This window comes from Dyella sp. (assembly GCF_036746095.1).
GTDB lineage: Bacteria > Pseudomonadota > Gammaproteobacteria > Xanthomonadales > Rhodanobacteraceae > Dyella_B.
This window is the reverse complement of the sequence record NZ_DAIOEU010000001.1, coordinates 195,558-222,456: the sequence shown is the minus strand read 5'-3', so window position 1 is coordinate 222,456 and position 26,899 is coordinate 195,558. Positions and strand designations below refer to the sequence as shown.

At 62.3% G+C, this 26,899-nt stretch carries 18 protein-coding genes; 5 read left to right on the top strand and 13 right to left on the bottom strand.

Annotated features, from left to right (window positions below; all coding sequences use genetic code 11):
* Positions 1–2 precede the first annotated feature (2 nt).
* The 9 genes from V7M64_RS00855 to V7M64_RS00815 form a co-directional block, all read right to left on the bottom strand.
* The gene (locus tag V7M64_RS00855; protein ID WP_333676335.1) at positions 3–1,550 is read right to left on the bottom strand and encodes an oligosaccharide flippase family protein; all 1,548 of its coding nucleotides are present in this window, start codon (positions 1,548–1,550) and stop codon (positions 3–5) included.
* The gene (locus V7M64_RS00850) at positions 1,547–3,217 is read right to left on the bottom strand and encodes a hypothetical protein (RefSeq protein ID WP_333676334.1); all 1,671 of its coding nucleotides are present in this window, start codon (positions 3,215–3,217) and stop codon (positions 1,547–1,549) included. The genes V7M64_RS00855 and V7M64_RS00850 overlap by 4 nt, the downstream gene beginning before the upstream one ends.
* A 24-nt stretch (positions 3,218–3,241) precedes the next feature.
* The gene (galE, locus tag V7M64_RS00845; RefSeq protein ID WP_333676333.1) at positions 3,242–4,246 is read right to left on the bottom strand and encodes a UDP-glucose 4-epimerase GalE; all 1,005 of its coding nucleotides are present in this window, start codon (positions 4,244–4,246) and stop codon (positions 3,242–3,244) included.
* A complete protein-coding gene (locus V7M64_RS00840; RefSeq protein WP_333676432.1) occupies positions 4,243–5,067 on the bottom strand; it encodes an alpha/beta hydrolase in 825 nt (274 codons plus the stop codon). Before V7M64_RS00840 ends, galE begins: the two co-directional genes overlap by 4 nt.
* Positions 5,067–5,849, bottom strand: a complete 783-nt coding sequence (locus V7M64_RS00835; protein WP_333676332.1) for an alpha/beta fold hydrolase — start codon at positions 5,847–5,849, stop codon at positions 5,067–5,069. The genes V7M64_RS00840 and V7M64_RS00835 overlap by 1 nt, the downstream gene beginning before the upstream one ends.
* On the bottom strand, positions 5,846–7,216 hold the full coding sequence (locus tag V7M64_RS00830; protein WP_333676331.1) for a hypothetical protein: 1,371 nt from the start codon (positions 7,214–7,216) through the stop codon (positions 5,846–5,848). The genes V7M64_RS00835 and V7M64_RS00830 overlap by 4 nt, the downstream gene beginning before the upstream one ends.
* 62 nt (positions 7,217–7,278) lie before the next feature.
* Positions 7,279–8,058 carry a polysaccharide biosynthesis protein gene (locus tag V7M64_RS00825; protein WP_333676329.1) on the bottom strand — a complete coding sequence of 260 codons (780 nt, stop codon included), beginning with the start codon at positions 8,056–8,058 and terminating at the stop codon, positions 7,279–7,281.
* Between the two features lie 2 nt (positions 8,059–8,060).
* Positions 8,061–9,605 (bottom strand): XrtA system polysaccharide chain length determinant, encoded by a 1,545-nt coding sequence (locus tag V7M64_RS00820; protein WP_333676327.1) that lies wholly within the window; start codon positions 9,603–9,605, stop codon positions 8,061–8,063.
* A 67-nt stretch (positions 9,606–9,672) separates the two neighbouring features.
* Positions 9,673–10,293 (bottom strand): XrtA/PEP-CTERM system exopolysaccharide export protein, encoded by a 621-nt coding sequence (locus tag V7M64_RS00815; protein ID WP_333676325.1) that lies wholly within the window; start codon positions 10,291–10,293, stop codon positions 9,673–9,675.
* Between the two features lie 275 nt (positions 10,294–10,568).
* On the opposite strand from V7M64_RS00815, the gene V7M64_RS00810 reads away from it, so the two are divergent.
* A complete protein-coding gene (locus V7M64_RS00810; RefSeq protein ID WP_333676324.1) occupies positions 10,569–11,300 on the top strand; it encodes a YdcF family protein in 732 nt (243 codons plus the stop codon).
* A 22-nt stretch (positions 11,301–11,322) separates the two neighbouring features.
* Here V7M64_RS00810 and V7M64_RS00805 read toward each other — a convergent pair whose 3' ends face one another.
* Positions 11,323–12,093 (bottom strand): 4'-phosphopantetheinyl transferase superfamily protein, encoded by a 771-nt coding sequence (locus tag V7M64_RS00805; protein ID WP_333676323.1) that lies wholly within the window; start codon positions 12,091–12,093, stop codon positions 11,323–11,325.
* A 734-nt stretch (positions 12,094–12,827) separates the two neighbouring features.
* Between V7M64_RS00805 and V7M64_RS00800 the strand changes: the two genes are divergently transcribed.
* The 3 genes from V7M64_RS00800 to V7M64_RS00790 all read left to right on the top strand — a co-directional run bounded on the left by V7M64_RS00800 (position 12,828) and on the right by V7M64_RS00790 (position 18,192).
* The gene (locus tag V7M64_RS00800) at positions 12,828–14,738 is read left to right on the top strand and encodes a glycoside hydrolase family 76 protein (protein ID WP_333676321.1); all 1,911 of its coding nucleotides are present in this window, start codon (positions 12,828–12,830) and stop codon (positions 14,736–14,738) included.
* Between the two features lie 434 nt (positions 14,739–15,172).
* On the top strand, positions 15,173–17,413 hold the full coding sequence (locus V7M64_RS00795) for an alpha-galactosidase (protein WP_333676320.1): 2,241 nt from the start codon (positions 15,173–15,175) through the stop codon (positions 17,411–17,413).
* A gap of 2 nt (positions 17,414–17,415) precedes the next feature.
* Positions 17,416–18,192, top strand: a complete 777-nt coding sequence (locus V7M64_RS00790; RefSeq protein WP_333676319.1) for an SDR family oxidoreductase — start codon at positions 17,416–17,418, stop codon at positions 18,190–18,192.
* A gap of 122 nt (positions 18,193–18,314) precedes the next feature.
* Here V7M64_RS00790 and V7M64_RS00785 read toward each other — a convergent pair whose 3' ends face one another.
* The 3 genes from V7M64_RS00785 to V7M64_RS00775 form a co-directional block, all read right to left on the bottom strand.
* Positions 18,315–20,102 (bottom strand): beta-1,3-glucanase family protein, encoded by a 1,788-nt coding sequence (locus V7M64_RS00785; RefSeq protein ID WP_333676318.1) that lies wholly within the window; start codon positions 20,100–20,102, stop codon positions 18,315–18,317.
* Between the two features lie 554 nt (positions 20,103–20,656).
* Complete coding sequence (locus V7M64_RS00780) at positions 20,657–21,949, bottom strand: MFS transporter (RefSeq protein ID WP_333676317.1); 1,293 nt, start codon at positions 21,947–21,949, stop codon at positions 20,657–20,659.
* Between the two features lie 65 nt (positions 21,950–22,014).
* Positions 22,015–23,028, bottom strand: coding sequence for a LacI family DNA-binding transcriptional regulator (locus V7M64_RS00775; RefSeq protein ID WP_333676315.1), 1,014 nt, complete (start codon positions 23,026–23,028; stop codon positions 22,015–22,017).
* A gap of 444 nt (positions 23,029–23,472) precedes the next feature.
* On the opposite strand from V7M64_RS00775, the gene V7M64_RS00770 reads away from it, so the two are divergent.
* Positions 23,473–26,691 carry a TonB-dependent receptor gene (locus V7M64_RS00770; RefSeq protein ID WP_333676314.1) on the top strand — a complete coding sequence of 1,073 codons (3,219 nt, stop codon included), beginning with the start codon at positions 23,473–23,475 and terminating at the stop codon, positions 26,689–26,691.
* Positions 26,692–26,899 lie beyond the last annotated feature (208 nt).

Genomic DNA, 26,899 nt, shown 5'->3' with positions numbered 1-26,899 from the left:
GATCAGGGCGACGCCTTGGCCGCCGTTCCATGCAAGCTGGTCAAGCCTCGCATCAGTGTGCGCCCGGGCGGCCCGAGGCGATTGGTGATCATCGTCATCAACTGGCAGTCTGCCTCGCTCCAATACCGCACGATGAAGCTGGCGGGCGCGAAGATACCCACGAATACCAGGCCACCGGCGATGAAACCAAAGCGGCTGGGGATCACATCCACGCTCAGCCATGCCGCCACTGTCGCCACCAGCGCGGCAACGAACAGGCGCGCCATGGGCATAAGCGGCAAGCCGCCGCCGGTGGCTTTGCGCAAATAGAACATGGCCAGGCCCAGTTCCGCGAAGCGGGTGCTTGCATAGGTGATCATCGCGCCGGTCAGGCCGAAGAACGGCACCAGCGCCACGCCGAACACCACATTGACGATAAGCGCGAGCGACGAGATGCGCACGCGATCGTCCTGGCGGTCGACCACGATCTGGAATGCACCGATGCTGTTGCTGACCAAGAGCAACCCGGCCAGCACCAGCATCGCTTCGATCGCCGGAATCGCGCCGACGTAACGGTTGCCGTACATCAACGTGACGATTTCGGGCGTGGTGACCAGGCCGACGCCCGCGATCACCAAGCCGGTGGCCCAGTAAAACCGCGCCGACTCGGTGAGCAACCGCGCCGCCTGCCCCGTACCGTTCTTGCCGAACGACTTGGCCATGTACGGCAGCAAGGTGGTGGTCAGGCCAACCGAAAGCAATTCGACCGCCCCGCGCGTGAGTGTGGCGGCAATGGCAAAGAAGCCGACCGCCGTGGAGGTGGCGTAGGTATTGAGCAGGAACACTTCGATCGTGCTCGAACGCAGCGATATCAACAACACCAGCACAGCGGTCAAGCGCAGATGCCGCGTCATGCGCTTGCTGAGATCATCCGGAATCGGGCCGGCGGCGAAGGGCCGGCAAAAACGATGAAAAGCGAACCGGTTGATCAGGTTCAGCATCAGGCACGCCACCGCGAACAGCGCGAAGAACGCCACCATGCCAGCGTGCGCCATGGTGGCCGCGGTGATCAGCCCGACGTTGATGACCCCGGCCAGCACCGTCGCAATCGATACCGGCTCAAAACTCTCCTGCCCTTTCTCGATCGCCACGAGCATGGCGTAGTTCGCCTTGGACACCACGGCGACGATCACCAATGCCGTGATCGGCCATAGCGATTGCCGCCACTCGACCGGGCGGATCGCCACGATCGCCGCGACGAACAGCAGCATCACGATCAGGGAACTCACGTGCTGGTAGCGGCTCAAGCGATGGGCGATATGTGAGGCCAGGTCCGGCCGCCCTGCCCCATCCGCTTCGGCGATGAACTTGGTCGAGGAGGTCGTCAATGCATGATTGCTGCAAGTCATCAACCAGCTGCACAACCACACGGTAAACGCGTAACGGCCGAAATCGGCCGGCCCCAGCGTGCGCGCGATCCAGATGCTCACGACCAATCCCAGCGCGTACTCGGCATAGGTGGCGACCGAGACCAAGGTGACGCTGCGCAATACCGCCATGCGTTGTTTCATGGCGTCACTCTTTTGGCTGCTGTTGACGGCCCTGCCGCGGCGCCGCTGCCGGGGGGCTGGCGAATCAGCCACGCGACGACACCGCTACCGCGGTTGTTCCAATTGAAGCGTCGCAGTGGATCGGCCGATTTGGCGCAATCGATGTTGTAGGACGACTCCAGTGCATCCAGCCGATGCTTCAATGCGGCGCTTTGCCTGGGATCTTTCTCGAAGTAGTAAGCCGCGGCCACCGGCAAGGCGATCTCGACCGTATGCGCATCGCTGTACCAGCCATCCGAGTCTTCGATATGCGACAGCGCTTTCGTGTCGGCGTGCGACGATGACCAATACCATGTGATCTGGCCGTCCGGACCGGAACAGGGATTGCGCCAGTCGTGCTCGTAATGCAGCAGGTTCGACTTGATCCAGCCGTATTGCTCAAGATAACGGCCAAACGCGGTGATCATGGTGGGTATGCGCGGATCGCCGGTGACCAGCCATGCGTGCCACAGGCCATCGATGATGTTTTCCGTCATCCATGGCGAGCTGCCGCGCACGTCGGTGGAGGGGTTCCAGGAGTCGTCTTCATGCAGGTTCCAGCTGTTGCGCCAGGAACCGTCATCGCCGAGGCCATCCGGGTTGTTGCGCTGATGTTCGTAGAGCCACCCGATGCGATCGTTGACACGCTTGAGATAACGGCGGTCGCCGGTCAATTCATAGGCGCTGACGGTTTCCAGCAAGCCCAGGCCAGTCATGCGTTCCGTGAAATGCTGCGAGGGGCTGGTATAAGGCCCCGGGCGATTGCCCCAGCCGCCGTTTTCCCACAGCGTCATCATCTTGTCGACGGTTTGCGGATCGTGCTCGCTATCGTCGCCGGTCAGCGCCAATGCAAGCAGGATGGGCTCGACGTAGACGTATTTCACGTCGCATGGCTTGTCGTTGTAGGCCCAGCCGCCGGCGCAGAACGGGCTCATCGCCAAGCCGTCGCGGCGGATGTATTTCATGTAGAAGTGATAACTGAGATCGGCCGCTTGCAGATAATCGAAACGGCCGGTGCGGATATATGCCTTGAACAGCGTGGAAGGCCGGTCGAACAGCCATGCGGTGGGATCGTTCACCGGCAACGGCCGCGCCCACTGGAACTGCGTCGCAACATAATTGGCATACGCCTCGTTGGGCTGCGCCGGAAATTGCGGACCGGCAACCAGCGAGTTGCACAGCCACGCCGGGCTGAGCGTTGCCAAGGCAGTGGCCACCTTCAAGCCTTGCACGTCGGCGACCAGTCCCTTGGCGTACGGCCATCCGGGCAGATCCCGCTGGCGCGGCTTGCCGATCGAGAAATAGAACGCCTGCGCATCCTCGCCAAGGTGGGCGTGGAACTGTGCGCGAACGGCGCGCACGCTGCCGTCTTTCGCGTACCACAGCAAAGTCGTCTGGACGGCCGCGGGTACTTCCGCGCCGCTTTCATCCAGGATGCGTAGCAGATGCGCATCCCGCAGTGTGCCGGGTGGAAACGGAATGCCGACCGACACCAGCACGTCCGCATCCTTGCCCGCATTGCGATGCACGAGGATGCGTTGATCCGGCGTGGTATCCGCCGGCGCTGCACGGCTTGCCAATGGGCGTGAACCCGCGCTGGCCGCTGTGCCGCCGATCAGAAGAACGGCCATCAGGAGCCAAGCTGTCATCAGCGTCAACCGGCGAGCACGCATTCAAGCCACCGACGACAGCGGAACGCGCTTGTACAAAAGCTGCTGTTCCCAGCGCAGCGCCGTGCCGACGATGACATCCAGGTCGTCGTAATGCGGACGCCAATCGAGCACGTGCTTCAGGCGATCGCTGCAGGCAATCAGCTTGGGAATGTCGCCGGGGCGGCGCGGCAGTTCGATCACGTTGAGCGGCTTGCCGCCTATCCTGGCCACGGCGTTGATCACCTCGCGCACGCTGTAGCCATGGCCGTAGCCGCAGTTCAAGGTCAGCGACGAACCGCCGCGACGAAGATGATCGAGCGCATGCAGATGCGCCGCGGCCAGGTCGTCGACATGAATGTAGTCACGAATGCCGGTGCCGTCCGGCGTGTCGTAATCGGTGCCGAAAATCGACAGGCTGTCGCGAATGCCCACCGCGTGCTCGCAGCACACCTTGATCAGCAGCGTCGCATTGGGCGTGGAATGGCCGATGCGTCCCGCCGGATCGCAGCCGGCGACGTTGAAGTAACGAAGTATCACGTGCCGCATCGCACCCGCCGCGCTGTGATCGCGCAACATGGTTTCGGACATCAGCTTGGACGTGCCGTAGGGATTGATCGGCCGGGTCGGCGTGTCTTCGTCGGCAATGCCGTTGGCCGTCTCGCCATAGACGGCCGCCGTCGAGGAAAAGATGAACTTGTCGACGCCGGCATCGGCACAGCACGCCAGCAGGTTGCGCGTGTTGCAGGTGTTGTTGCCGTAATACTTGAGCGGATCGCACACGGACTCGGGCACGATGGTATGGGCGGCGAAATGCAATACCGCATCGAAGCGGTGCGCCGCCATCACGTGGCTTACCAGGCCCGGATCGCCGACGTTGCCGATCACCAGTTCGGCGCCGCGCACGGCTTCGCGAAAACCGGTACTCAAGTTGTCGATCACCACCACGTGCTCGCCCCGCGCCACCAACTGCTGGACGACGTGACTGCCGATGTAGCCGGCACCGCCGGTAACCAGGACTGTATTCATGGGGTACCACCCGTGGTGACGGGAAAATTGTCGAAGAGCCAGCGCTCGACGTTGTCCAGCAAGCGGTTGCGGTCGCTGGTGAGGATGTAGGTGTGATCGGCTTCCTTGAGGAAACGGGTGGAGACGCCGGGACGGCTGACGACTCCGCCGAAACATTCGCGGAACTGGCGCGCGTGATTGAAATACCGGCTGATGCCGCCGCTATAGATCAGGCACAGCTTCAGGCCTCGATCGAGCATGCCGGCCAGGTCGGAGCGCACCACCGCTTGCGGCAACGGCGCCACGGTGAAAGCCGGCTCGCCGCTGCCGTCTTGCGCCTTGCGGCGGCGCGAAAGCATGCGCAGCCAACGCTTCATGTCCAGCAGGCGCGGCAGGTAATAACGCAAGTGGTAACCCAGCGTGCGATACGCATAGCCATCGAGGAAAACCGCGCCGGCCACGTTGGGATCGCTGCAGGCGACCATGTGCGCGCTCTGCGAACCGGAACACAGGCCGATCAAGACGAAGCGCTTGCATGCCGCCTGTTCGCCAAGCAGCTTCATCGCATCGCCAACGTCCGCGCAGATCTGCTGCTTGCGCGTCTGCGATTCGCCACTGGCGGCGCTGTCGCCGATGGTGGATAGATCGAAGCGCAAGGTGGGATAACCGCTGGCGTTCAAGCGCCGCGTCATCTCCACATGCAGGCGAAACGGCCCGATCCGATGCACCAGGCCGGCATTGAGCACGATCACGCCCACTGTTTCCGACGCGGCCGGCGGCGGCACGCCGGCAACGCCGACCAGATGCCGCGCGCGTCCAAAACGAAACGCCCGCTCCTGCATCACGCCGCCTCCTGCACGTGCTGCGTCACGGCCTGGATCAGCGGGTGCGAGAGAATCGCCACTTCGAGTCGACGCGGATCATTCCACGGCGTGGGCGGCTGCACGCGCCTCACGGCGGCGGCATCGGCTACAAGACTGCCCCACGACTGCGGCCCATCCGATGAAAGCGAATCCAGCAGCAACGTCGGCACGGCCGGACGCTCGACATGCAAATCCATGATCTGCTGGCGAAAGCGCTCGCTGATCGCAAAACCGAGCCATTGCGCCGCGGCGTCTGCTGCATCGCGCGGCACCATGAAGCGCTGCCTGTCACGGCACAGCGCCGATTGCATGGCATCCAGATGCGTGGCATACGCGCGCCCGTCGAGCACGGGATCCCACGCCACGATGCCGGCCAAGCGCGCTTGCGCGGCACAAGCCAATGCAATGCTTCCGCCCAGGCGCGCGCCAAACGCCAACACGCGATCGACACCGGCGCGCGCGCGCAATTCGTTGGCGGCGGCGGCGCTATCGGCCAGGCAACGCTGCCAATCCATGTCCACGCTGTCCCCGGCCGAGTCGCCCGTGCCGTAGTAGTCGAAGCGCAACACGGCAACCCCTTCGGCGGCCAGCGCCTGCGCCAGCTGCCGGTAAAGGCGATGGCAGCGGATCTGGTCCTGCCCCAACGGCGGACATAGCAGCATCGCCTTGCGCGCCGGCTTGCCGCTGGCATGGAACAGGCCGAACAGGCTTTGTTCCGGCCCGAAAAAGAACGGCAGTTCCGCTTCGGCACGCACGCTCATCGCTTGAACACCACGCTGAAAAAGATTTCGTTCTCGTGGTAGCTCTGGTCAGCCGCGTTACTGCTGCGCAGCTGACGGATATAGGAAACGTGCCAGGTCCAATGCGGCGCCCACTGATGCCCCAGATCGACGCCGTAGCGATAGGTCTTGTCGGTGCGCTGCAGCGACGTATAGGTCAGACGCTCGGCATTGACGAAGGCGGCCAGCGACGTATGCGGACGCAGGTGAAAATTGGCTTCGATGGTGCCGCCGCGCGTGGATTGGTTGAAAGTGGAGTTATCGAGATAGGCAAGCTTGTCGTACGTCGGTGCAATCGACAGCTGGAAGCGTTCGGTGTGATAGGTGTAGGTCGCTTCCAGGATTCGCTCCAGGTAAACCTCCGAATCGATCACCAGGCTGCCGGTGCTGATGCCGCCGCCGGGGTTGTAGAGAAAGTCGGTCGGGTTCTCATCCAGAATGTTGACCACGCTCTGCCCCGGCTGCAAAAACATGTCTTGCGCAGCATCGGAAAACTGATAGGCGCCGGTGGCGGTCAAGGTCTGGTGCGGGGTGAATTGCCAACCCAAGGTGACCCTGCCCAGCGGCTTGGAATCGCCGTGCGCGTGATCGAAATCGATCTTCGACCAGCCGGCCAGCACGTCGGCATTGAAGTGCGCGAGCGTGCTGGTGTAGCGCGCGTAGAATTCGTCACGCGTGTAATTGGGTGTCGCAATGCTGCTGTCGACGCCATCGACCAGTGTCGTGTTGGTGCTGTCGTTGAATCGCACCCGTTGCGATTCGAGGTTCAGCGACAGCGTGTCGGTGGGATTGAGATCGCGATACAGCCGGAACGCCGCCATCCCGCGGTTCGAATTGAAATCCTTCACCTTCGAGGCGTAGCTGTTGAGATAGTGCAGCTCGACCTGCGCGCGCATGACGTTGCCGAACTGCAGGTGCAAGGTCGGGCCCAACGACAGCACGTTGGTCTGCTGCCGGTTGTCCGGCGCGTTGCTGGCCAGGGAATCCACCGGCTCCACACCCGCGTAATCCTCGACGGTAAAGTCCAGGCGCTTGGGCAGCACCGTCCAATTGGCCTGGCCGGCCAGTTCGGTCTGCGTCTGGTTGGCAAATTGGTGCCCCAGATAATCGTTGTCCTGAAATGTGCCGCTTACGTTCGCCTGCAAGGTCGAACCTTGCTGCTGGTAGTTGAAGCTGAAGCCGGGAATGAAGACGTTCTGGCTGATCGGGTTGCTGTCGCTCAGCGTGATGTTGTCGCTGTGTTCGACGCTGCCGAAGATCGAATAATTGAATTGCGCGGCCGATGCCGCACCCGGCACGACGACGAGCGCAAGCGCCATGGCTCGAACTAGCGTGGTGGATGCCGGCATGTCTCCCCTCCCTTCCGTCAATGTGCTGCGTTGAATCCGTTGCATCCCAGTCGCCTTGCGTCCTACGCCGACTGGTTGAACACCACTCCTGCCAGCTTGCTTGCATCGAAATTGGCGACGGCCTGATTGACGGCAGCCGGCGTATCGCGTCCATAGCCCACCACCACCACAACGAAATCGGCCAGGTCGGACAAAATGCGTGCATCCGGCGAACCGTTGATCGCCGGTCCGTCCAGGAACAGATAGCGGTCGGCGTAGCGGCAGCGCAGCGAATCAAGCATCGCGCGCATGCGGAACGACGAGAAAAATTCGCCGCCGTTTTCGCGCGACGTGCCCGCCGGCACGAGGCGCAGGCGCGGAATGCCGGTCTGGTAGATGATCGATTTGATGCCGCGGATGGGATGCTCGAGGTATTCGATCAAGCCGCCCTTTTCCGGCTGCACGCCCAGTGCCTTGTGCTGGCTGGGATAACGCAGGTTGCAGTCGATCAGCAGGCTGGTCTTCGCTTCGTCGAAGGCGAACGCCGCGGCCAGGTTGCGCGCCACGAAACTGCCGCCCGAATGAGGGCTGACCGATACCACCAGCGTGATGAAGTTCTGCGCCCCCGCCAGCTCAAGCAGACGCGTGCGAATGCCGCGGAACGCATCGGACTGGCGACGCACCGAATCTTCGCGGTGGATCATCCGGCGCTGTTCCAGCTGCGCCGGCACCAGCGCGTGGCCGACTTCCGTCATCAACGCAATCGAGTGCCCGCTCGAAGGCGTCTCGTCGATGTTGCGTACGCCGGCTTCGGGCTTGTGATCGCGGCGGTTGGTAAACACGTTTTCGTCTTGGGTATTCATGCTCAACCCTTATGCCGGATCCAGAACAGAATCAGGTAAAACGCGGCAACGCCGACACCGATCAACACCAGCATGGTGTTATGCAACCGGTCGCGGCGGCGGTCGCGCGGGGTTGGGTAGAACGGAATCGTTGCCAGCACGTTGCTGCCCAGCGCGCGCTCCAACTGGTCGGCCGAGCGAACGCGCGGATCGAAACGCACCAGCGCGAACAACAGGCCGAACGGAATGGCCAGCGACAACACCAGGCCCGCCGCGCCGAAATGCATGAAGCGCAGGCCCGATGGCACCAGCGGCACCGCTGCGGGATTCTGGATCAGGAAGGTCAAGCCGCGTTGTTCGGCATCGAGATTCATCGACACGCGCGCATTCTCGCGACGCTTCAACAGATCCTGGTAAACGTCGCGGTTGACGTCGTAGTCGCGCGTCAGTTCGGAAGTGACGTTTTCCGAACTGGAAATGCGTTTGCTGCGGTCCAGTTCCGTGGCGAGCATTCCTTCGCTGGCCTGGATGCGTGCCTCGGCTGCGGCGGCGTCGCCCTCGGTGGCGGCAAGCTGGATCTTCAGTTGCTGGTAAAGCGGGTTCATTTGCACCGCGCTATCCAGCGGTATCGGCGCGCCGGCGGCGCGTGCCGCCTGCTTGCGCTGGTCGGACTGGGCCATCTGCTGGCGCACATCCTGGATCTGATGGCGCAGCCGGATCACGTCAGGATATTGGTCAGTGTAGGTGAGCAGCAGCTTGTCCAGCTGACCCTGCAGATCGGCAAGCTGGACGTCGTAGATGCCTTGCGCAGTGTGCACGGCGTTGACTTCCGATTCGCCCGACAGCTGGGCTTGCAGCGCTGCTGCCTGCGAGCGCTTTTCGGTCAGTTCCAGCTGCGTATTCTCGATTTGCGTACGCAGCTGGCTGATGCGCGAATTGGTGTCGGCATCGCTGCCCGGCCGCGCATCCACGTTGGATTCGCGATAGGCCTTGAGCTTGTCTTCGGCATCGGTCAGCTTGCGCCGATAGGTTTCGACCTGGCTGTTGATGAACTCGTAGGCGTCGCGGCTTTCGCGCTGTTTCGAGGCCAGGCTTTCGCTGATGAAAAGACGCGCGAACGCCTGCGTCACCACGAACGCGCGCCGCGGCTCGGAATCGGTATAACTGATGGTGATCAGATTGCCGTGCGAGATCTGCACCTTGGTGCGGGTCCGAATGCCCTCGAGGATGAGATCGCGCTGGATCGGCGTCGGATGCATGGCCGTCCAGCCGCCGACCTCCAGAATCTGATCGAGCACTTTGCGGCTGAAAATCACGTTCTGGGCGATACCCGCCCGGTTGGCATTCGCGGTCGCCGAAGCCGCGCCTTCCATCAGTGGCGTGATGATGTTGCTTTCCTGCGCCAGGATGGTGGTGGACGCTTCGTATTTTTTCGGCCAGAACATGCCGGCGACCAGGGCCGCGATGGCGATCACGGCAAACGCTACGCCCAAGGCCATGCGGCGGCGCCGCGCCTCGTTGATCAGCGCTGGCAGCATGCCGCCCAAAGGTGCAAGTTCTCCCCCCATGACATCCCCTTCCCTTTGCTATCCCTAAAAAGCCGCCGCCTGCGCTCCATGCCCATGGAGCACACGATCAGAACGCGCGCTGCGGCACCGTAATCACATCCCCGGGCTGTACCGGGTAGTTGTTGGCCAGGTCGCCCTTCTGCAGGATCTTTTCCAGATGCACCGCGTACGCGACGGGGCTGTCGGCATCGCCCTTGCGATACAGCTCGGTGCGGTCCGGCGCCGCAAACTCGGTAATGCCGCCTGCAGCCAGGACCGCGTCGAGCACGGTCATGCCCTGGCGATAAGGAATCGAAATCGGGCTGCGTACCGCACCGGTGACTCGCACCCGCGACAGGTATTCGTTGCTGCGCAGAGCAATCAGAATGACGGCGACCTGCGGATCCCGTATATAGGATTGCAGCTTGTCCTTGATTTCGGCGGATACTTGGTCGGGCGTGCGTCCGCCGGCCACCACGTCGCCGATCAGCGGCACGGTGATCCGGCCATCTGGCCGCACCGGGACGCTGACGCTGAGGTCCGGGTTATGCCAGACGGTGATTTGTAACTGGTCGTCCACACCAATGTGGTAGGTGGTAACGGCCTGCACGTCTGCATCCAGCTTCGGTGGCGCGCCGGAACCCGTGGTGGCACAGGCGGCGAGCAGCCATGGCAGGAACAGCGCAAAACAACGACTGAGGCTTTTCATAAGCACTCTCGGCCGGTAGTGGAAAGTGAAAGTGTGATCCCTGTCTCATTATATGCTCTTGACAAACTCTCGACGCAAGAGGCGAGTTTGTTAAAAACGGCGAAGAGATTTTTCCGGTCGGAAACCTGGCATGGTTTTTGAGTCCCGCGTACCCGCATGGGAACGCCGGTTGGGGCGAGCGGAACGCGAACCCTCCTGGCGCTTGCATGCGACGCGAGGGTTCGGCGGCGTCTCGCCCCAACCCACCTCCCCTTTCGCTCCGCGCGAGAACGCTGATGGACCTGCTTGAGCACTTGCTTTATCCGATCTACCAAACGGCCATCCTTGCCGCCGCCGGACTGGGTTTCTTATGTCGCCGGCGCTATCGCCCCGCCCTGGTGCTGCTGGCATTCGGTGCATGCTGGCTATGGCTGTGCGCCACGCCCGGCATGGCCATGTGCTTGCGGGACAGGCTGGAACATCACTATCCGCAGCGCGATGCATCCACCTATGCCAAGGCCGATGCGATCGTGATCCTGGGCGGCGGTGCGTTGCCGCCATCCGGTTCGGACTGGGATGCGGACGACGCATATAGCCTCGCCACGCGCATCGGTTTTGGCCTGCAGTTGTTTCGCGATGCACGCGCCGGGGTGATATTGGTTTCCGGCAATGACCAGGCCCAGCGCATGGCGCGCAGGCTGCTGCAGCAAGGCGTGCCGGCCAGCGCGTTGCAAACCGAATGCGTGAGCCGGAATACGCACGAAAACGCCGAGTTTTCGGCCGCCATGCTCAAGCGCGCAGGACTGTCGCGCATCTTGCTGGTGACGTCCGGCTTCCATATGCCGCGCGCCGCGGCGGCGTTCGTCAAGCAAGGGCTGGAGGTTATTCCCGCACCGGCGTATGACCCGACTTACCCGTCCTGGCAGGCCCATTCCTGGTGGCCCCGGCGGTCCGCTCTACATTTAAGCGGCCACTGCCTGCGCGAATTTGCCGGCCTTTGGTGGTATCGATTGCGCGGCTGGGCGTGAGCACATCCACCGCGCGAACAGGTCAACGCGGCTGGTCGACAAACATCGCCACTACGCCCGGGAGCGACGGATTCAAGGCCAGCGCAATCGTCGCTTCGTCATGGTCCGCCGTCAGGTGCATCAGGCGCAGTGGCATGGGGTGATCGAGCACGGGCTCATGCTGTTGCAGGCACACGTCGATGCCAGGCAGGTTGTCATGCAGCCCTTCGCCGGTCGCTTTCAAGACCGCTTCCTTGCGTGTCCAACAACGCTTGAACAGCGCCAGGCCATGTTCCGGTGACGCTTGCTCGATGCAGTGGCGCTCGGCCGGATGCGTGACCATGCCAAGCAGGTCGCGATAATCCTTGAGGCGCGCAAAGGTCTCGACATCGATGCCGACCGCTTCGTCGTGGCTTACCACGCAAGCAACCCAGCGCCCTGAATGCGAGAGGTTATAGGCTGGTGCGTCCGGCAAAAACGGCTTGCCACGCGGACCGATCGAGAAACGGCACGGCGCGGATATACCGCGCGGGCGAACCAGGTGATGAACCAGATTGCGCCCGAGCACGAAGTTGTGACGATCGCCGGCCTGGCGATAGCGTGCGGCGCGTTGGCGATCTTCGTCGGTCAATACACGCTCGTCCGCAAAGGCCTCCATGCCGTGCAGGATTGCCACAAAGGCATGGCCTTGCCGCAACGCATCGTCGCAGGCTTCGCGGGCTTCATGCCACAGCGCGGTGGGCGTCGCCTTGAGGAGGGTGAGCGTTGTGCCCTGCGCAGGCATGGTTGGAGTGATATCGGCCGGATTGTTCATGCGCACGTCCAAGGAGGCTGGGATGATAATCCCAGCATCGAGAGTCGCGGTAACACGTCACCTTCACGGCCGTCATTCCCGCGAAAGCGCAAATCCATCTTGCTCTCGTGCATCCCTGAAAATGGATTCCCGCTTTCGCGCATTGCTGTCCGGGGAAAATGAAGTTCTTCAGAAATGCGCGGGCATAGCACCCGGCATCAAAAAATTTCCCTGGAAATTCAGTGCCATCAACTCGTCATTCCAGCGAAAGCTGGAATGACGTCGTTTTAGCTTTCCCGCAAGAACGGCGAAAAATTTCTCCGGACAGCAGTGCGCTTTCGCGGAAATGACTGCCACGAGGCATGAGTCAATGGCTCCCTTACGTACACCCTTCTCCACCCTTTTGCATTGCAACGAGCATCACGCACCAAAGCGCGCTACAGTCCGCGCAGGCATCGATCGCTGAGCATCCGTACACCGGGCCATCACGATGCCTTTTTTAAGAAATCGAATTTAGATCGATATAAATACCGCATGGCAGCTGGGGAGCGCAGCCGCCATCGGGCAGTGCTTGTCGGAAAAAAAGTTGGGCATGGGGCGGGCTCGATCCCGCCAGGGGGCCTTTGCAGGCGCATGCGGATATAGCCGTATAAACGGCTGGACCGCTCGTGCGCGCACGTTTCCAGGCCGGATAACCGCCCACGGTCCGGTCCTGGCATTCCCGTCGTGGGCATCCGAGCGGAGTGCTTCTGATCATGAGTCTCGACGCCATACGCACACGAGTCCTGACCCTGCTGGCCGTGGCCAGCCTGACGGTCCTGGCCGCCTTCCCTTCGATGGCAGCCGAACGAACGTACCCGGCCAATCCCCACACCGACGGCCCCACCGCCGTGGCGCGCGCACGGGTGGCGGCGGACGTCCTGATGAGTTCCTACGACCCCGACAAGGCATGGTTTCCGTCCAGCTGGTGGAATTCGGCCGTCGCCTTGCAGACCATCGGCGACTACATGCAACGCACCGGCGACCGCCGCTATCTTGGCCAGCTGGATAACACATTCGAAAAAGACAAAGGCGCGTTTCCCGCCGGCGTGTTGTCGGGCGATCCGCTGCTGGGCAACTTCACCAGCCGGGCCATCGACGATTCGGAATGGTGGGCGCTGACCTGGGTGGAGGCCTATGACCTCACCGGCAATCCGAAGTACCTGGAGATGGCCATCACCATCGCCAACTACGTGTACGGCTACTGGGACACCAGCACCTGCGGCGGTGGCGTGTGGTGGAATGCCGAACGCACCTACAAGAACGCAGTCACCAATGGCTTATGGATTCGGCTTACCGCCGAATTGCACAACCGCATCCCTGGCGACACGCAATGGCTGGCCCGTTCCAGCACCGCATGGGCGTGGTTCCAGCACAGCGGCATGATCAACGCCAACGGCCTGGTCAACGATGGCCTTACCAACGCCTGCACCAACAACGGCCAGACCGTGTGGAGCTACAACCAGGGCATGGCGATCGGCGCCGGCCTGGAATTGTGGCGGGCCACGCGCGATCCGAAAATCCTGGCAAGCGTGCAGCACCTGGCCGATGCCGCGATCGGCCCGGATGCGCTGGTGACGAACGGCATCCTGACCGAAAGCTGCGATGCCGCGGATCAGACCTGCGACGACAACGGCAAGCAGTTCAAGGGCATCTTCATGCGCTACTGGACCGATCTTGTCGACACCACCCGCGATCCGCGCTACGCCGCCTTCCTTGAGCAGCAAGCCCAAAGCATCTGGAACGACGACCGCGACGCCGCCGGTCGGCTTGGCACGCGCTGGTCCGGTGTCACCAATGACGACCATCCCAACGTGTTCGACTGGCGCACGCAGGCCAGCGCATTGAGCGCGCTGATCGGCGACATACCGAGCGTAACGCCGTGGGAATCGCTGGCGGCCACCATGTCCCCGGCGCAACCGGTCATCATGCCGCCCGCATCGGGCAGCACGTCCATCGCCGTTACTCTTGGGGTCTCGGCCACCGGTTTCTTCCCCCTGCAAGCACGCGCCGCCATCACGACACCCGCCGGTTGGACGGCCACACCGCCAACCAGCATGGTGCGCCTGCAACCGCACGGCAACGCCGATCCGGTAAGCACTACTCTGCCGCTGACCATCACCGTGCCTAGCACGGCGGCGGATGGACATCAGATGGTCACCGCCAACGTGGCCGCGGCCGGAATGAGCTTTACCACGCAGGCTGACGTGCTGATCGCGCACACGATCGACTTTGACACCGGCACCGTCGATGAAACCCCGTGGCTGTTCGATCCTGACGGTTCGCAGAGCAATGGCGTGCAGAACCGTTTCGCCGACGGCACGGCGCATTTCACCTATCGCTTCCCCTTCCCGGCCGACACTACGTCGGCGCAGGTCACGCTGACCATCGACAACGAATTCCTGGTGCAAGTCAGCACGGACAACCAGAACTGGACAACCGTGTTGCAAGAGACCCAGCCGGTCACCGACGGCTCAAACAAGGCTGCCCGCACCATCGACCTGACACCGTACCTCGGCGCCGCCGCCAATGGTGCCAAGCCTGTCTACGTGAAGGTGTCCGATGCCTTCCCCCATGATGGTTGGGGCGGACGGGTGTATCACGTGACGGCGAATATCGTCGAATAGTTGTACGGGTGCCTCCTTCCTTGTTGATGTGAGGAAGGAGGTGCCCTGTGTCTTGATGGAAAAGCAAAGTCGCTGGGCCCCGGCGTTCGCCGGGGTGACGGGTATCAGGCCAGTTTCATCATCACGAGTGCGCAAAGCTGCATGAGTGGAATGAAATCCCTGCATAAGCACATCGACGTGTGCCTTTCTTGCCAGGAAATTCAACACGACCGATTCGCCACCCCGGCGAACGCCGGAGCCCCGTGACGTTGACGCACCGCAAGTCCCTTGCACGCGGTGTATGAAGCAATACAGCGTTTTGACGATATTCCCGGACGTCATCACGCAATGAATTGCCACGCTGCAACAAGCATCAAATCCACATTTGTCGTATAAAACCACCTTTGCCGCGCACCACCATCCTCGTGCTCGATGATCAAAGGGGTTCCCGCTCGATGAAACTTTCCAAAGCATGCGCCCGCCATGGCTTGGCGATCCTCGGCGCCATGGTGTTGATAACGTGTTGCGTCCTGCACGATGCGCGCGCAGCGACCCGCAACGACACCGCCCACATCGAGGTATCCGGCAAGGTATTCCGGCTGGATGCGGCCAAGGTGACCTACGCATTCGGGGTCAACGAAAAGGGACAGTTGCAGTCGATCTATTGGGGACCGCGACTGGCAGCCGGCGATCCGTTGCCGAACCCGGTTGCGCCGCCAGAGCGTGACGCGATCGACGGCAGCGTCAACGTCATTCCGCAGGAATACACCGGCTGGGGCGAAGGGCTCTACTACGAACCGGATCTCAAGGTGACCTTTCCCGACGGCAATCGCGACCTGGTGCTGCACTACGTATCCAACAGCGTGCACGGCGACGTGTTGTCCATCGTCATGCAGGACATCGAGCGCCCCATCCTCGTCACCTTGCAATACGAGATCGATCCGGGCACCGGCATCGTGCGGCGCAGCGCCTCAATCGAGAATCGCAGCCCGACGCCGGTGATCGTGGAACAGGCGGCCGCGGGCACGTGGTTCCTGCCGCGCGGGCGCGATTACACGCTGCGTTACCTTGCCGGCCGTTGGGCGGGCGAGAACGATATTTACGAGCATCCGGTGCAACCGGGCAAGACCGTGCTGGAAAGCCGCCGCGGCAGCACCGGCATGCAGAACGAGCCGTGGTTCGCCATTCGCCGCAACGATGCCGACGAAACCCACGGGCAAGTGTGGTTCGGCGCGCTGGCCTGGAGCGGCTCCTGGCAGATGACGATCGAGCAGGACCAGGCCGACCAGGTCCGCGTCACCGGCGGTTTCAATCCGTTTGATTTCGGCTACAAGCTGGCACCCGGTGCAAGCCTGCAAACGCCCAGCTTTTATGCAGGCGTCACGGATGGCGGCATGGGCGAAGCGTCGCGCTTGATGCATCGGCTGGAACTCACGCGCATCCTGCCGCAGGCACCGCACCCGCGTGCGCGCCCCGTGCTCTACAACTCGTGGGAGGCGACCGGCTTCGACGTCAACGAAGCGGGGCAGATCGCGCTCGCGGAAAAAGCCGCAAGCATCGGTGTCGAGCGTTTCGTGGTCGACGATGGCTGGTTCGGCGCGCGCAACAACGACAAGGCCGGCCTGGGCGACTGGACCGTCAATCCACGGAAATTCCCGCACGGATTGAAGCCCCTGATCGATCGCGTCCACGCATTGGGCATGGATTTCGGCATCTGGGTTGAGCCGGAGATGGTCAACCCGGACAGCGATCTGTACCGCGCGCATCCGGATTGGGTGCTCAACATGACCGGCCGCCCGCGCACGCTGGGCCGCAACCAGATGGTGCTCAACCTTGCGCGTGCTGACGTGCGCGCCTACGTGTTCAACGCCCTCGACAAATTGCTGAGCGAAAACCAGATCGCCTTTCTCAAGTGGGACTACAACCGTAGCTGGTCCGAGCCAGGTTGGCCGGCCGTGCCGCCGGATCAGCAGAAAAACGTCTATGTCGACTTCGTGCGCAATGTCTACGGCATCCTGGCAGAACTGCGCCACAAGCATCCGACGGTGGAGATCGAATCGTGCTCCAGCGGCGGTGGTCGCGTGGATCTGGGCATCATGCATTTCACCGATGAAGTCTGGCCGTCCGACAACACGGATGCCTACGACCGCCTGCGCATCCAGGACGGCTTTACCCAGGCGCATACGCCGGCGGTGATGATGGCCTGGGTGACCGACTCGCCCTCCTTCATGGATGGGCGCAGTGTGTCGCTGGAATACCGTTTCCTTTCGGCCATGCAAGGCTCGCTCGGCATCGGTGCGAATCTCGCGACATGGAGCGCGCAGGACATGAGCACGGCCAAGCGCCTGGTCGCCGATTACAAGGCCATCCGCGAGACCGTGCAGCATGGCGATCTGTACCGCCTGGTGTCGCCGGATAACGGCAGCGAGCATTCGGCCACGGAGGATGTATCGCCCGACAAGGCGCATGCCGTGCTGTTCGCCTTCCTGCATTCCAGCACCGAAGGTTATCCGTATCCGACGGTGCGGCTGCAAGGGCTCGATCCGGATGCGCGCTATCGCGTGCACGTGCTGCAGGGAACCTTGGCGGCGCACACGCCTACTGTGGCAAGCGGCGCCTACTGGATGAACAAGGGCATCGACGTCGTGATGCGTGGCGACTTCCAAGCGACAGCCATCACCTTCGATCGCGAATAGACATGCGCCCGCGGCTTGAAAACAAAACGGCCCTGATCACGGGCGCTGCCAGTGGCATCGGCAGCGCCATCGCGCGGTTGTTTGCACGCGAAGGCGCTGTGCTCGCGTTGTTGGACGTCGATGCTGCTGCCGCCGACGCATTGGCGTGCGAGCTCGCCGGCACAGGCCACCATGCCGTCGCCGTGCAAGCTGACGTATCGAAAGCCGATGACGTGCAACGCGCTGTTGCGCACGCCAAGCAAGCGCTCGGCCGTATCGACATCCTGGTCAACGGTGCGGGCATCAACGTCTTTCGCGATCCGCTGAGCTTGAGCGACGCGGACTGGCAGCTCAATCTCGGCGTCAACCTGCAAGGTGCGTGGCACTGCGCGCATGCAGTGTTGCCGTCGATGCTCGAAGCCGGCTACGGGCATATCGTGAACATTGCATCCGTACATGGGCATAAGATCATCCCGGGCTGTTTCCCCTACCCGGTCGCCAAACACGGCCTGATCGGACTCACGCGCGCGCTGGGCCTGGAATATGCGGCCCGCGGTATTCGCGTGAACTCGATTTCGCCGGGATTGATCCTGACGCCGGCCGCCGAACGTTACTTCCAATCATGCCCGGACCCCGACGCCGAACGCCGCAGGCAGGCGGAGCTGCTGCCCTGCAAACGCATCGGCACGCCCGACGAAGTGGCTTATGCCGCCCTGTTCCTGGCCAGCGACGAGGCGCGTTTTATCAACGCCACCGATTTGCTCATCGACGGCGGCCGCAGCCAGCTATATCACGACTAGCCGCACGCCATTCGTTGCAGGTTGGAATGAGGCACCCCCGAACCCCAACATCCCCGGTACCGAACCGAAGCGTTGGGGTTCGCGTTCCGCTCACCCCAACCCACCTCAGTGCGAACCGGTTCTTACCAACTCACCGTAATGGTGGCCACCGTAGGATTGGTGCCGATCAGCGAGGAGCTGAAGCCACGCACGTCGTCATACGGAAAACCATAAGTGAGTCCGTTGATGCTGTGCGCATGCCAGAACGCGGAGTAGGAGTTGGTCGGTGCGCTGTTATAGAAGTCCGCCGACGTATTCCACGCCGCTGCGTTCTCGGCCACGTGACGGTTCAACGCGGCATCCACCTGCGCCTGAATTTGCAATTGCTTGGCGGTGGCAACGCCCGCGGCGGCGTTGCTGGCATCGTTGAATACGCCATTGCCGAGCAACACCTCCTGCGTGGTCGGTACGTTGTTGATGTAATACGTACCCTGCCCGTCGGTAAACACGAACTGGTTGCCGACGACGTTGCCGGTGAACGTGCCTTGGGCATCGGTGAATACCAGCGATTGGGTGCGGTATTGATTCCAGATGGACTGGATGTAGCTATCCAGATAAGTGGTCTGCGAACCACCCGCGCCGAAGCTGCCGTGTGCCGGCGCCACGATGCGATAAGGCGCCTGCACCTGGGCAAGTGACTGGAACGGTGCCGGCACCTGCGCCACGAATTCCTGGAACAGCGCGGCGCGGCTTTCCGTTTCACCCACGGTCTGGTCGTAGCCGCTCGGGTCTTGCAACTCCAGTCGAACCGGCATGCCGAACTGATCGACGCGCGTGGTGTTGCCGTAGAAGTTGGTGGCGTTGATGTTCACTTCGACGAAGTCGAACGTCACGTTGATGTTGGGATCGGTGGGGTTGTCGATGTTGGGGCCGGTGTAGCCGTATACCGGATTGCCGACGGCCTGGATGTACATCGGGCTGGCCACGCTCAGGTAGATGCGCGCGGAAAGAATCTGCGGAACAGTGAACGATTTGCACTGCGAGAACGGAATCGAGTAATCGGCATAGCTCTGGCCGTTCCTGCTCAGTGCACCGTTGTCGCCCGGGGCCATCGGAATAAGGTTGCCCGAACAATCGACGTGCACGAACGTGCCGGGGTGCGCTGGATCCTGCCCGACCATCGTCCAGTAGACCTGGCTATCGGCATACGCGCCGTTGGTGCCGTTGACCAGGTTGAAGGTGGTGCCTGCGGCCGGAAATACCGGGCCGGATGGCGAAGGTGTCGGTGTCGGCGTGGGTGTTGGCGCGGCGTAGATCAATGTTTGCGAAGGCGTGTTCACCGCCGATCCGTCGCTCTGGCCGATCGTGAACCAGTAGCTCACCTGCTCGCCATTGGCGAGGCCGGAAACGTCATAGGTGTTGTCGGTACCGCTGTTGCTCATGCGTACATTGAGCTGGCTGCCGCCGGCAGGCGTGTAGTGCAGATCGGCCCATGTGCCGCCATCAGCATAGAACTGTGCCACGCCAGCCGGTTCGTCGATGGCGCCGTAACTCGACGACGGTGCCGGTGTCGGTGTCGGTGTCGGTGTCGGCGTGGGGGTGGGAGTTGGCGCTGGTGTCGGCGTGGGCGTACTGCCGCAACCGCCTTGCGACGTCCAGGGCTGGCCGCTGCCGGCGCCGCCGTTGTTGGTGGCCGGATCGTTGCCTTGCGTCCACCAGTTGGCCACGTAGTTGATGCCTTTTTCGCTAGCCGTCTGGCCTTGCGTATACACGGTCGAAGCACTCCAGGCGGACGCACACGTCGTCTGCGCATGCACCGGCTGTATCGGCATGGCCGTTAGCGCGGCGGTGGAAAGCACGGCGCCGATCGAGGTGCCCAGCGAACTCAGTGCCAGCGTGGACCACGGCGTCGAATGAATGCTCTTTTGCATGGACTGTCTCCTTTGCGATGGGTGAAATCACTACCAAACGATGGGAATGGGCGATTCCACGGCACGCTTTGGATGCAGCCGTGTGGGGACAGTCGCCGTCGGTATTTTCTGATTGTGGTGGCGCTGTCAAGTCGAAAGTACAAGCGCTGTCAAAATGAAAATACAAGCGCTGTCATTTTTCCGTGATGGCGGTCATGCTGGCCGTGAATCGTCGTTCCGGCGAAGGCCGGGCGTAGCACGAAGCGCGCAGAACGTCCGCATGGACGGCTCCGAAGGGGTGAGCGAAGCGAATAACGCCGCGACTTGAAAAGCCTCAAAGTCACCGGATCCCGGCTTTCGCCGGGGCGACGACTCGGGAGCGTTGCGTTTGCCGGCAAAAAGATTGGCATCCGATAAGCACAGGTGCTTGCTTAGGACGAGGGCCGGAATAACGTCAGGCAAGCGTCAGCCTATGTCTGCGCATGACCGCGCGGGTCGAGATGAGCCGGACGCGCCCTCAAACGTTTCCTGGATACACGCCGCCACGTTGGGGTTCGGCCGGGTCTCACCCCCACCTACTGTGCGCGTACCGGCAAGATGACCCATGCGCTTAGCGCGACAAGCATGGCCGCCACGACGAACAACGCCGTATAGCTTCCATCGCTCGCCAACAGAATCGCCGGCGCCACCGCCGGCATCAGCGACTGCGGCATCACGTTGGCGATGTTGAAAATGCCAAGATTCCCCGCCGCGTGGGTTTCGCGCTGCGGCAGTACGTCGGTCACCAGCGCCAGATCGGCAGCCAGGTACACGCCTTGCGCCGCGCCGGTAATCGCCATGCCGGCGAGGAACCAGGGATACGACACGGCGAACGCGACGATCAGCAAGGCCAATGCATAAACCACCGCGGCCCCAGCCACGAACACCTTGCGCTTCCCGATCGCGTCGGACAAACCGCCGCCCGCCGCACTGAAGATCGCCACTGCGCAGGACTGCACCAGCGTGGACAAAAAGATCCGCCGCGGCACATCAGCCGGCGCGCAGCCCAATTGATGAATCAGATAAAGCCCCTGATAAGTCATCAATACCGCGATGCCCGCGTAAAGCAGAAAACGACTGCCCCACGCCCATCCGAAATCGGGAAAGCGCAGCGGATCGATCCAATAGCTGCCGAGCAATTCGCGCCACCCGTAGCGCGGACGCTGCGTGTCGGCCAGGCGCTGGTCGGGCAGCATCCAGACCAGCATCAAGGCACTGATCAACGCCATCACCGCCGCCACCAAAAACATGGCGCGCGTGGAATCGGCCAGCGCCTGCATCAGGAAGGTGCCGCCGATCATGCCCAGTGGCAGGCTGATGCCCACGATGCCCGAGACCGTACCGCGCTGCTGTGCCGGCACCTGGTCGGCAAAGATCGCCGCCAACGCCGCCAGTTCCGCGTTATAGGCAAGCTGCGTGATGCACCAGCCCAGCAAGAGTTGCGGCACCGACGCCGCCGTCGCTATCACCGCCAAACCCGCTACCCCGCCCAGCGCGCCTGCGATCAGCCACGGCCGGCGCATGCCGAAGCGCGAGCTGGTGCGGTCCGACAAGCGGCCGAAGAACGGATTGCCGAACAACGCCATCAGCGCGCCCACGCCAACCACCAACGACAGGCTGGCGGTGGCATGCGCAGGGTCCAGTTCGTGCACGCGCATCGTCAAGCCGGTCAGGATCGGCGGCAGCAGCGCCATCCACAGGCCGGTGTAGGCCATGCCGTAGACCACGATGAACAACCAGCCGACCTGCCGCGCCGGCCTGGTCGCTTCAACGGTCACCCCGCCCCGCGGGAGCCCGCGTAACGCAGCTTCGGCTATCTCGTCGCTCACCGCTCGCCCCTCCGTGATGCCATGTGTCAGGCGCGTGGCGAGCCCGACGACGGCGAACGGCCATCCTACGGCTTTTTGCGTTGGGTCGTGGAGGCGCGCAATTGCATCTGGTACGGCACCCGCGCATGCAGGCGGATGGCCGGATCGCGGATCGATTGCAGGACGCTTTCGGCGGCCAGGCAGGCGATCTCACGGCAAGGTTGGCGCACCGTGGTCAGGCCGGGCGAGATCAATTGCGACACCGGCGTGTCGTCGAAACCGCCTACCGACAGGTCGTCGGGAATGGCCAGCCCGCGCGCGTAAGCTTCGCGTATCACCCCGCACGCCATGTCGTCGTTCGCCGCAAAGACCGCGGTGGGCGGACGCCGCCGGTTGAGCAAGGTCTTCGCCGCGGCGATGCCGGATGCAAACGTGAAGTCCCCCTCCGCCACCAGCGATTCGTCGAACGCGATGCCAGCCTTGCGCAAGGCATCGCGATAACCGCCGAGCCGCCACGTGTACGCGCCGTGTCCCTTCAAGCCGGTGATATGGGCGATGCGCCGGTGCCCCAGCGACACCAGATGCTCGACGATGCCGGCCGCCGCCTTGCGCTCGTCGAAACCGATGTCGATGCGCGATGCGCGCAGCTTCGAGGAGATGGTCGAATAACGGATGTCCAGCTCATCGAGGCGCTGCAGCAACTTGGCGTTATTCGCATGCGGCGGCACCAGCACCAGGGCGTCCGGACGATGCGTCGCCACAAAGCCGTCGATGCGCGCGGCCAGGTCGTCGCCCGCCTCGAAGGGGTGCAGCACCGCGTTGTACGGCGTGCCCTTGCAAGCCTGCAGGACGCCCACGATCAATTCCATGATGTAGCTGGAGTTGGCGGTGGGGTTGTCGTACAGCAGGGCGACCAGGTAGGAACGGTTCCCCGCCAGGCCTCGCGCCGCCGGATTGGGCACGTAGTTGAGCGCGCGAATCGACGCTTCGATCCGTGCGCGCAGCTTGGCGCGCACGCTGGTATGGCCGTTAAGGACGCGCGATACCGTCTTGGTGGACACGCCTGCATGCGCAGCAACGTCTTCGATTCTCGCAGGCATGTATCGCCCTGACCTGTTCATGGTTTGCAACGGCCCATGCTACCCCAAGCACAAGCCGTGCAACCACCTGAATTTCACTCTTTCCGATCCAAAGTACCAGCGCTGGTATTTTCGTATTGACAGCGCTTGTACATTTTTAATAGCGTGCGTCTCGGGCACAAACCCGCATGCTGCAGCGCGCAACGCGAGGGGAATAGGCAATGCTTCGAACTTAAGGGTGTCACCGCCGTCACCCGGCGAAGGCCGGGGGCCAGCGACCGTCAACCACGCCGGGACGACGGTTCAAAGACATCCAGGCACCCTTAAGTTCGAAGCATCGCCCATAAAAAGGGGCGCCACATAAGGCGCCGCGATGCGCCATGCAGCACTTTTCGCCGCCTCGCTCCGGGGACTGTTCAAGGCAAGCGACGGCGGTTGTTCACTGAACTTGGGAGAGATTCAGTAATGAAGAAGCAATCCATGCATCAGCCCTGCCGGCTGTCCTTCGCCATTGCGATAACGTTGTTCGCTGCAGGACAGCTGCATGCTCAAACCGAACAGCCGACACCGCAGCCAAGCGACCAAACCGCCAACGCCAAGACGGCGAACAAGAAAAAAGACAGCGCCACCCAAACCGACGAGAAAGAAGCCAAGCTGCTCAGCGGCCTCACCGTCAACGGCTTTTCCAACAGCTTGAACCAGGCGCAGAACATCAAGCGCTACGCCGATACGGTGGTCGATGCGATTTCAGCGCAGGACGCCGGCTCCCTGCCCGACACCTCGGTCACCGAAGCATTGAAGCGTGTGCCGGGCGTGGCGGTCAGCGCGTTCGGCGTGGCAGCCGATCCAGACCACTTCTCCATCCAGGGTTCGGACATCAGCCTGCAAGGCCTGCCTTATACCAGCACCCTGTTCAACGGACGTGAGGTGTTCTCCGCCGGCGGCGGCCAGGGCCTGAACTTTTTCACGGTGTCACCGGAATTGATCGGTTCGGTCGTGGTGAGCAAGAACCAGACGGCCGACATGATCGAAGGCGGCATCGCCGGGTCGATCGACCTGAATACGCGCAAGCCTTTCGACAGCAAAAAGGATACGCAGGTATCGCTCACCCTCGGCAGTTACTGGGGCAACCTGGACAAGAAAGGCACGCCGCAGATCGCAGGCCTCTTCAGCCATAACTGGAACACCGAGATCGGCCGCTTCGGCGTGCTGCTCAACGTGGCCTACGACCGCATCAAGCAGCAGGACAACGCGATTTCGCTGGTCGATTTCCAGCGCCGCTGCGATGGCTGCGCGCTGCCCAATGGCAGAACCGACAGCTTCCCTGGCCTGGCGCCAGGCCAATACGCCTACGTGCCGGTTGGTGCCGACATGCGCGTGCAGAACGAAAGCAGCACACGCTTCGGCCACGTGCTTTCCACGCAGTGGGAAAGCCCGGACAAGGCATGGCAAGCGACCTTGGAATGGGATCGCGCATCCGACACGGAAACTACCTACGAGCACACCCTGCAAGCGTCGACGGATGGCTGCGCGTTTGGCCAGTCGCTCGCTGGCTGCGCCGTGCCGGTGGCCGGCGCAACGCCCGTTTATGACAGCAACGGCGTGTTCCAGTCGGGTATCATCGGCGGCGCGCCGGGTTCGTCCAGTTTCCTGCCGATCACCTATGGCGGCGTGCAGACGCAGGTCGACAGCACCGCGTATCGCAACCGCTATGTCACCAACGATTACAGCTTCAACCTGAAGTGGAACGTCAACGATCGGCTGCACCTGAGCGCCGACGTGCAGGACACCAACTCCAAGTTCAACAACTTCTACTACTACATTCGCCAATTGACGCAGGCCAACTGGGACATCACCCAGCACGGCAGCAGCACGCCCAGCGTCAGCCTGCTTTCGCCCGATCCGAATGAAACGGCGGCGCAGTACTACAGCAATCCCAACAATTATTATTGGGCAGCGGCGCAGGATCACTTCGCGAACTCCTGGGGCAACCAGCGCACCTTCCGGCTGGATGGCACGTTCGACATCGACGAGAGCTTCCTGGACAACCTGCAGTTCGGCGTGCGCCACTCCGACCAGCGCGAAACGGTGCAAAACTCGGCGTACAACTATTCGGCCATCAGCTCACCCTACGGGCAGAACGCGGTAACGGCCGCGAATACTCCGGGCGACACGTCGCTGTACAACCTCAATCTGCCCGGTTTCAGCAACAGCAATTTCGGCGGCATCGTTGCGCCCTATTTCAACCTCAATCCGCTCACGCAATTCCACCAGGCCGCCGCCATCATCCAGCAGATCAACAAGCAGGCGATGGCGATGAACCCGCCCGGCAGCGTCGGCCCGTACTACACGCTTTATGAGCGCCCGCAGTATGTCAACGGCGACGTGTTCGTACCGGGCACGTTCTACCTGCCGCAGGAAGTCGCCTCCAACCAGGAGAAGACCAACGCCGCCTACGTGCGCCTTAATTTCGGCAACGACAACACCGATTTTCTCAGCGGCCTGCAGATCAGCGGCAACGTCGGCTTGCGTTACGTGCGCACCCAGGACGATGCGCAAGGCTACCTGATCCTGCCCAATCAGTCGGCGGTACTCAATGGCGTCGGCATCGCGCAGTACTGCCTCACGCAAACGCAAGGCGGCGCCACGCCCGCGCCGGGCACGTTCTGCGCGCTCACGCCTGCGCAACAACAGCAGTACGTCAGCTTCGCCAACGGCGCGTACACACCGATTACGGCTCGCAACTCCTATAGCAACTGGCTTCCCAGCTTCAACCTGGCCATCGGCTGGACCAGCGACCTGATCACCCGTTTCGCATTCTCCGAATCGGTGTACCGGCCGACGCTCAACCAATTGCAGGCAGGCCAAACGGTCAGCGGACTGCTGCCTTACGGCACCAATGGCAGCACGGTGCCCACCGTGGGCAATGGCTACAGCGGCAGCAACCCATACCTGTTGCCGATCAAGGCGCACAACTTCGACATTACGCAGGAATGGTATTTCGGCCATGCCGGTTCGATCTCCGGCACCTTGTTCTACAAGCAGTTGAACAACACCATCCAGACCATCACCAGCGTGGTCGACACCACGGTCACCAACAATGGCGTGAGCTATCCGGAGCAATACACCATTGGCCTGGCCAACTTGAACAAAGGTGGCAGCGTGCGTGGCGCGGAACTGGCCTACCAGCAGAAATACGATTTCCTGCCCGGCTGGCTATCCGGTTTCGGCACGCAGATGAATTACACGTACATCAAGCCGCAGAACCTGAGCTACGGTTCGACGAGTTTCTGCCCCAGCGGCTACGCGCCGGCCACGCAGTGCGTCAACCAGCTCAAGCTGCCGCCGTACGAACTGTCCCGCAATACCTACAACATCACCCTGTATTACGAGAAAGGCCCGCTGTCCACGCGTCTGGCCTACAACTGGCGCTCGAAGTACCTGATTACCGGCTACGAGGCGGATTATCCGTTCCTGCCGGTGATGGCCGATTCGCAGGGCCAGCTGGATGCATCGCTGATCTACGCGCTTACCGATCACGTGAAGCTGTCACTACAGGTGGCCAACCTGTTGAACTCGACCTTCCGCACCAGGGAAATCATCAACACCGATGGGTTGAGCGTGCCGAAAGGCTTCTTCCGCGACGACACGCGCTACAACCTCAGTGTGCGCGCGGATTTCTGATGTGTAACTCAGGTTGGGGTTCGCATTCCGCGCACCCCAACCTGCGCTGTCATCTTGGGATCTCGACAGACAGACAGCCAGTCTGCCTTCGCCGACGGCCCTGCGGCATGCGAACAGACAGGGCTGGTGACGACGGCGATACTTATTCAGTGTTGCCTTAAAGCGGCTGGCCGTTGTCGTTACGTTCCTGGCGAAGATGCAATCCGTG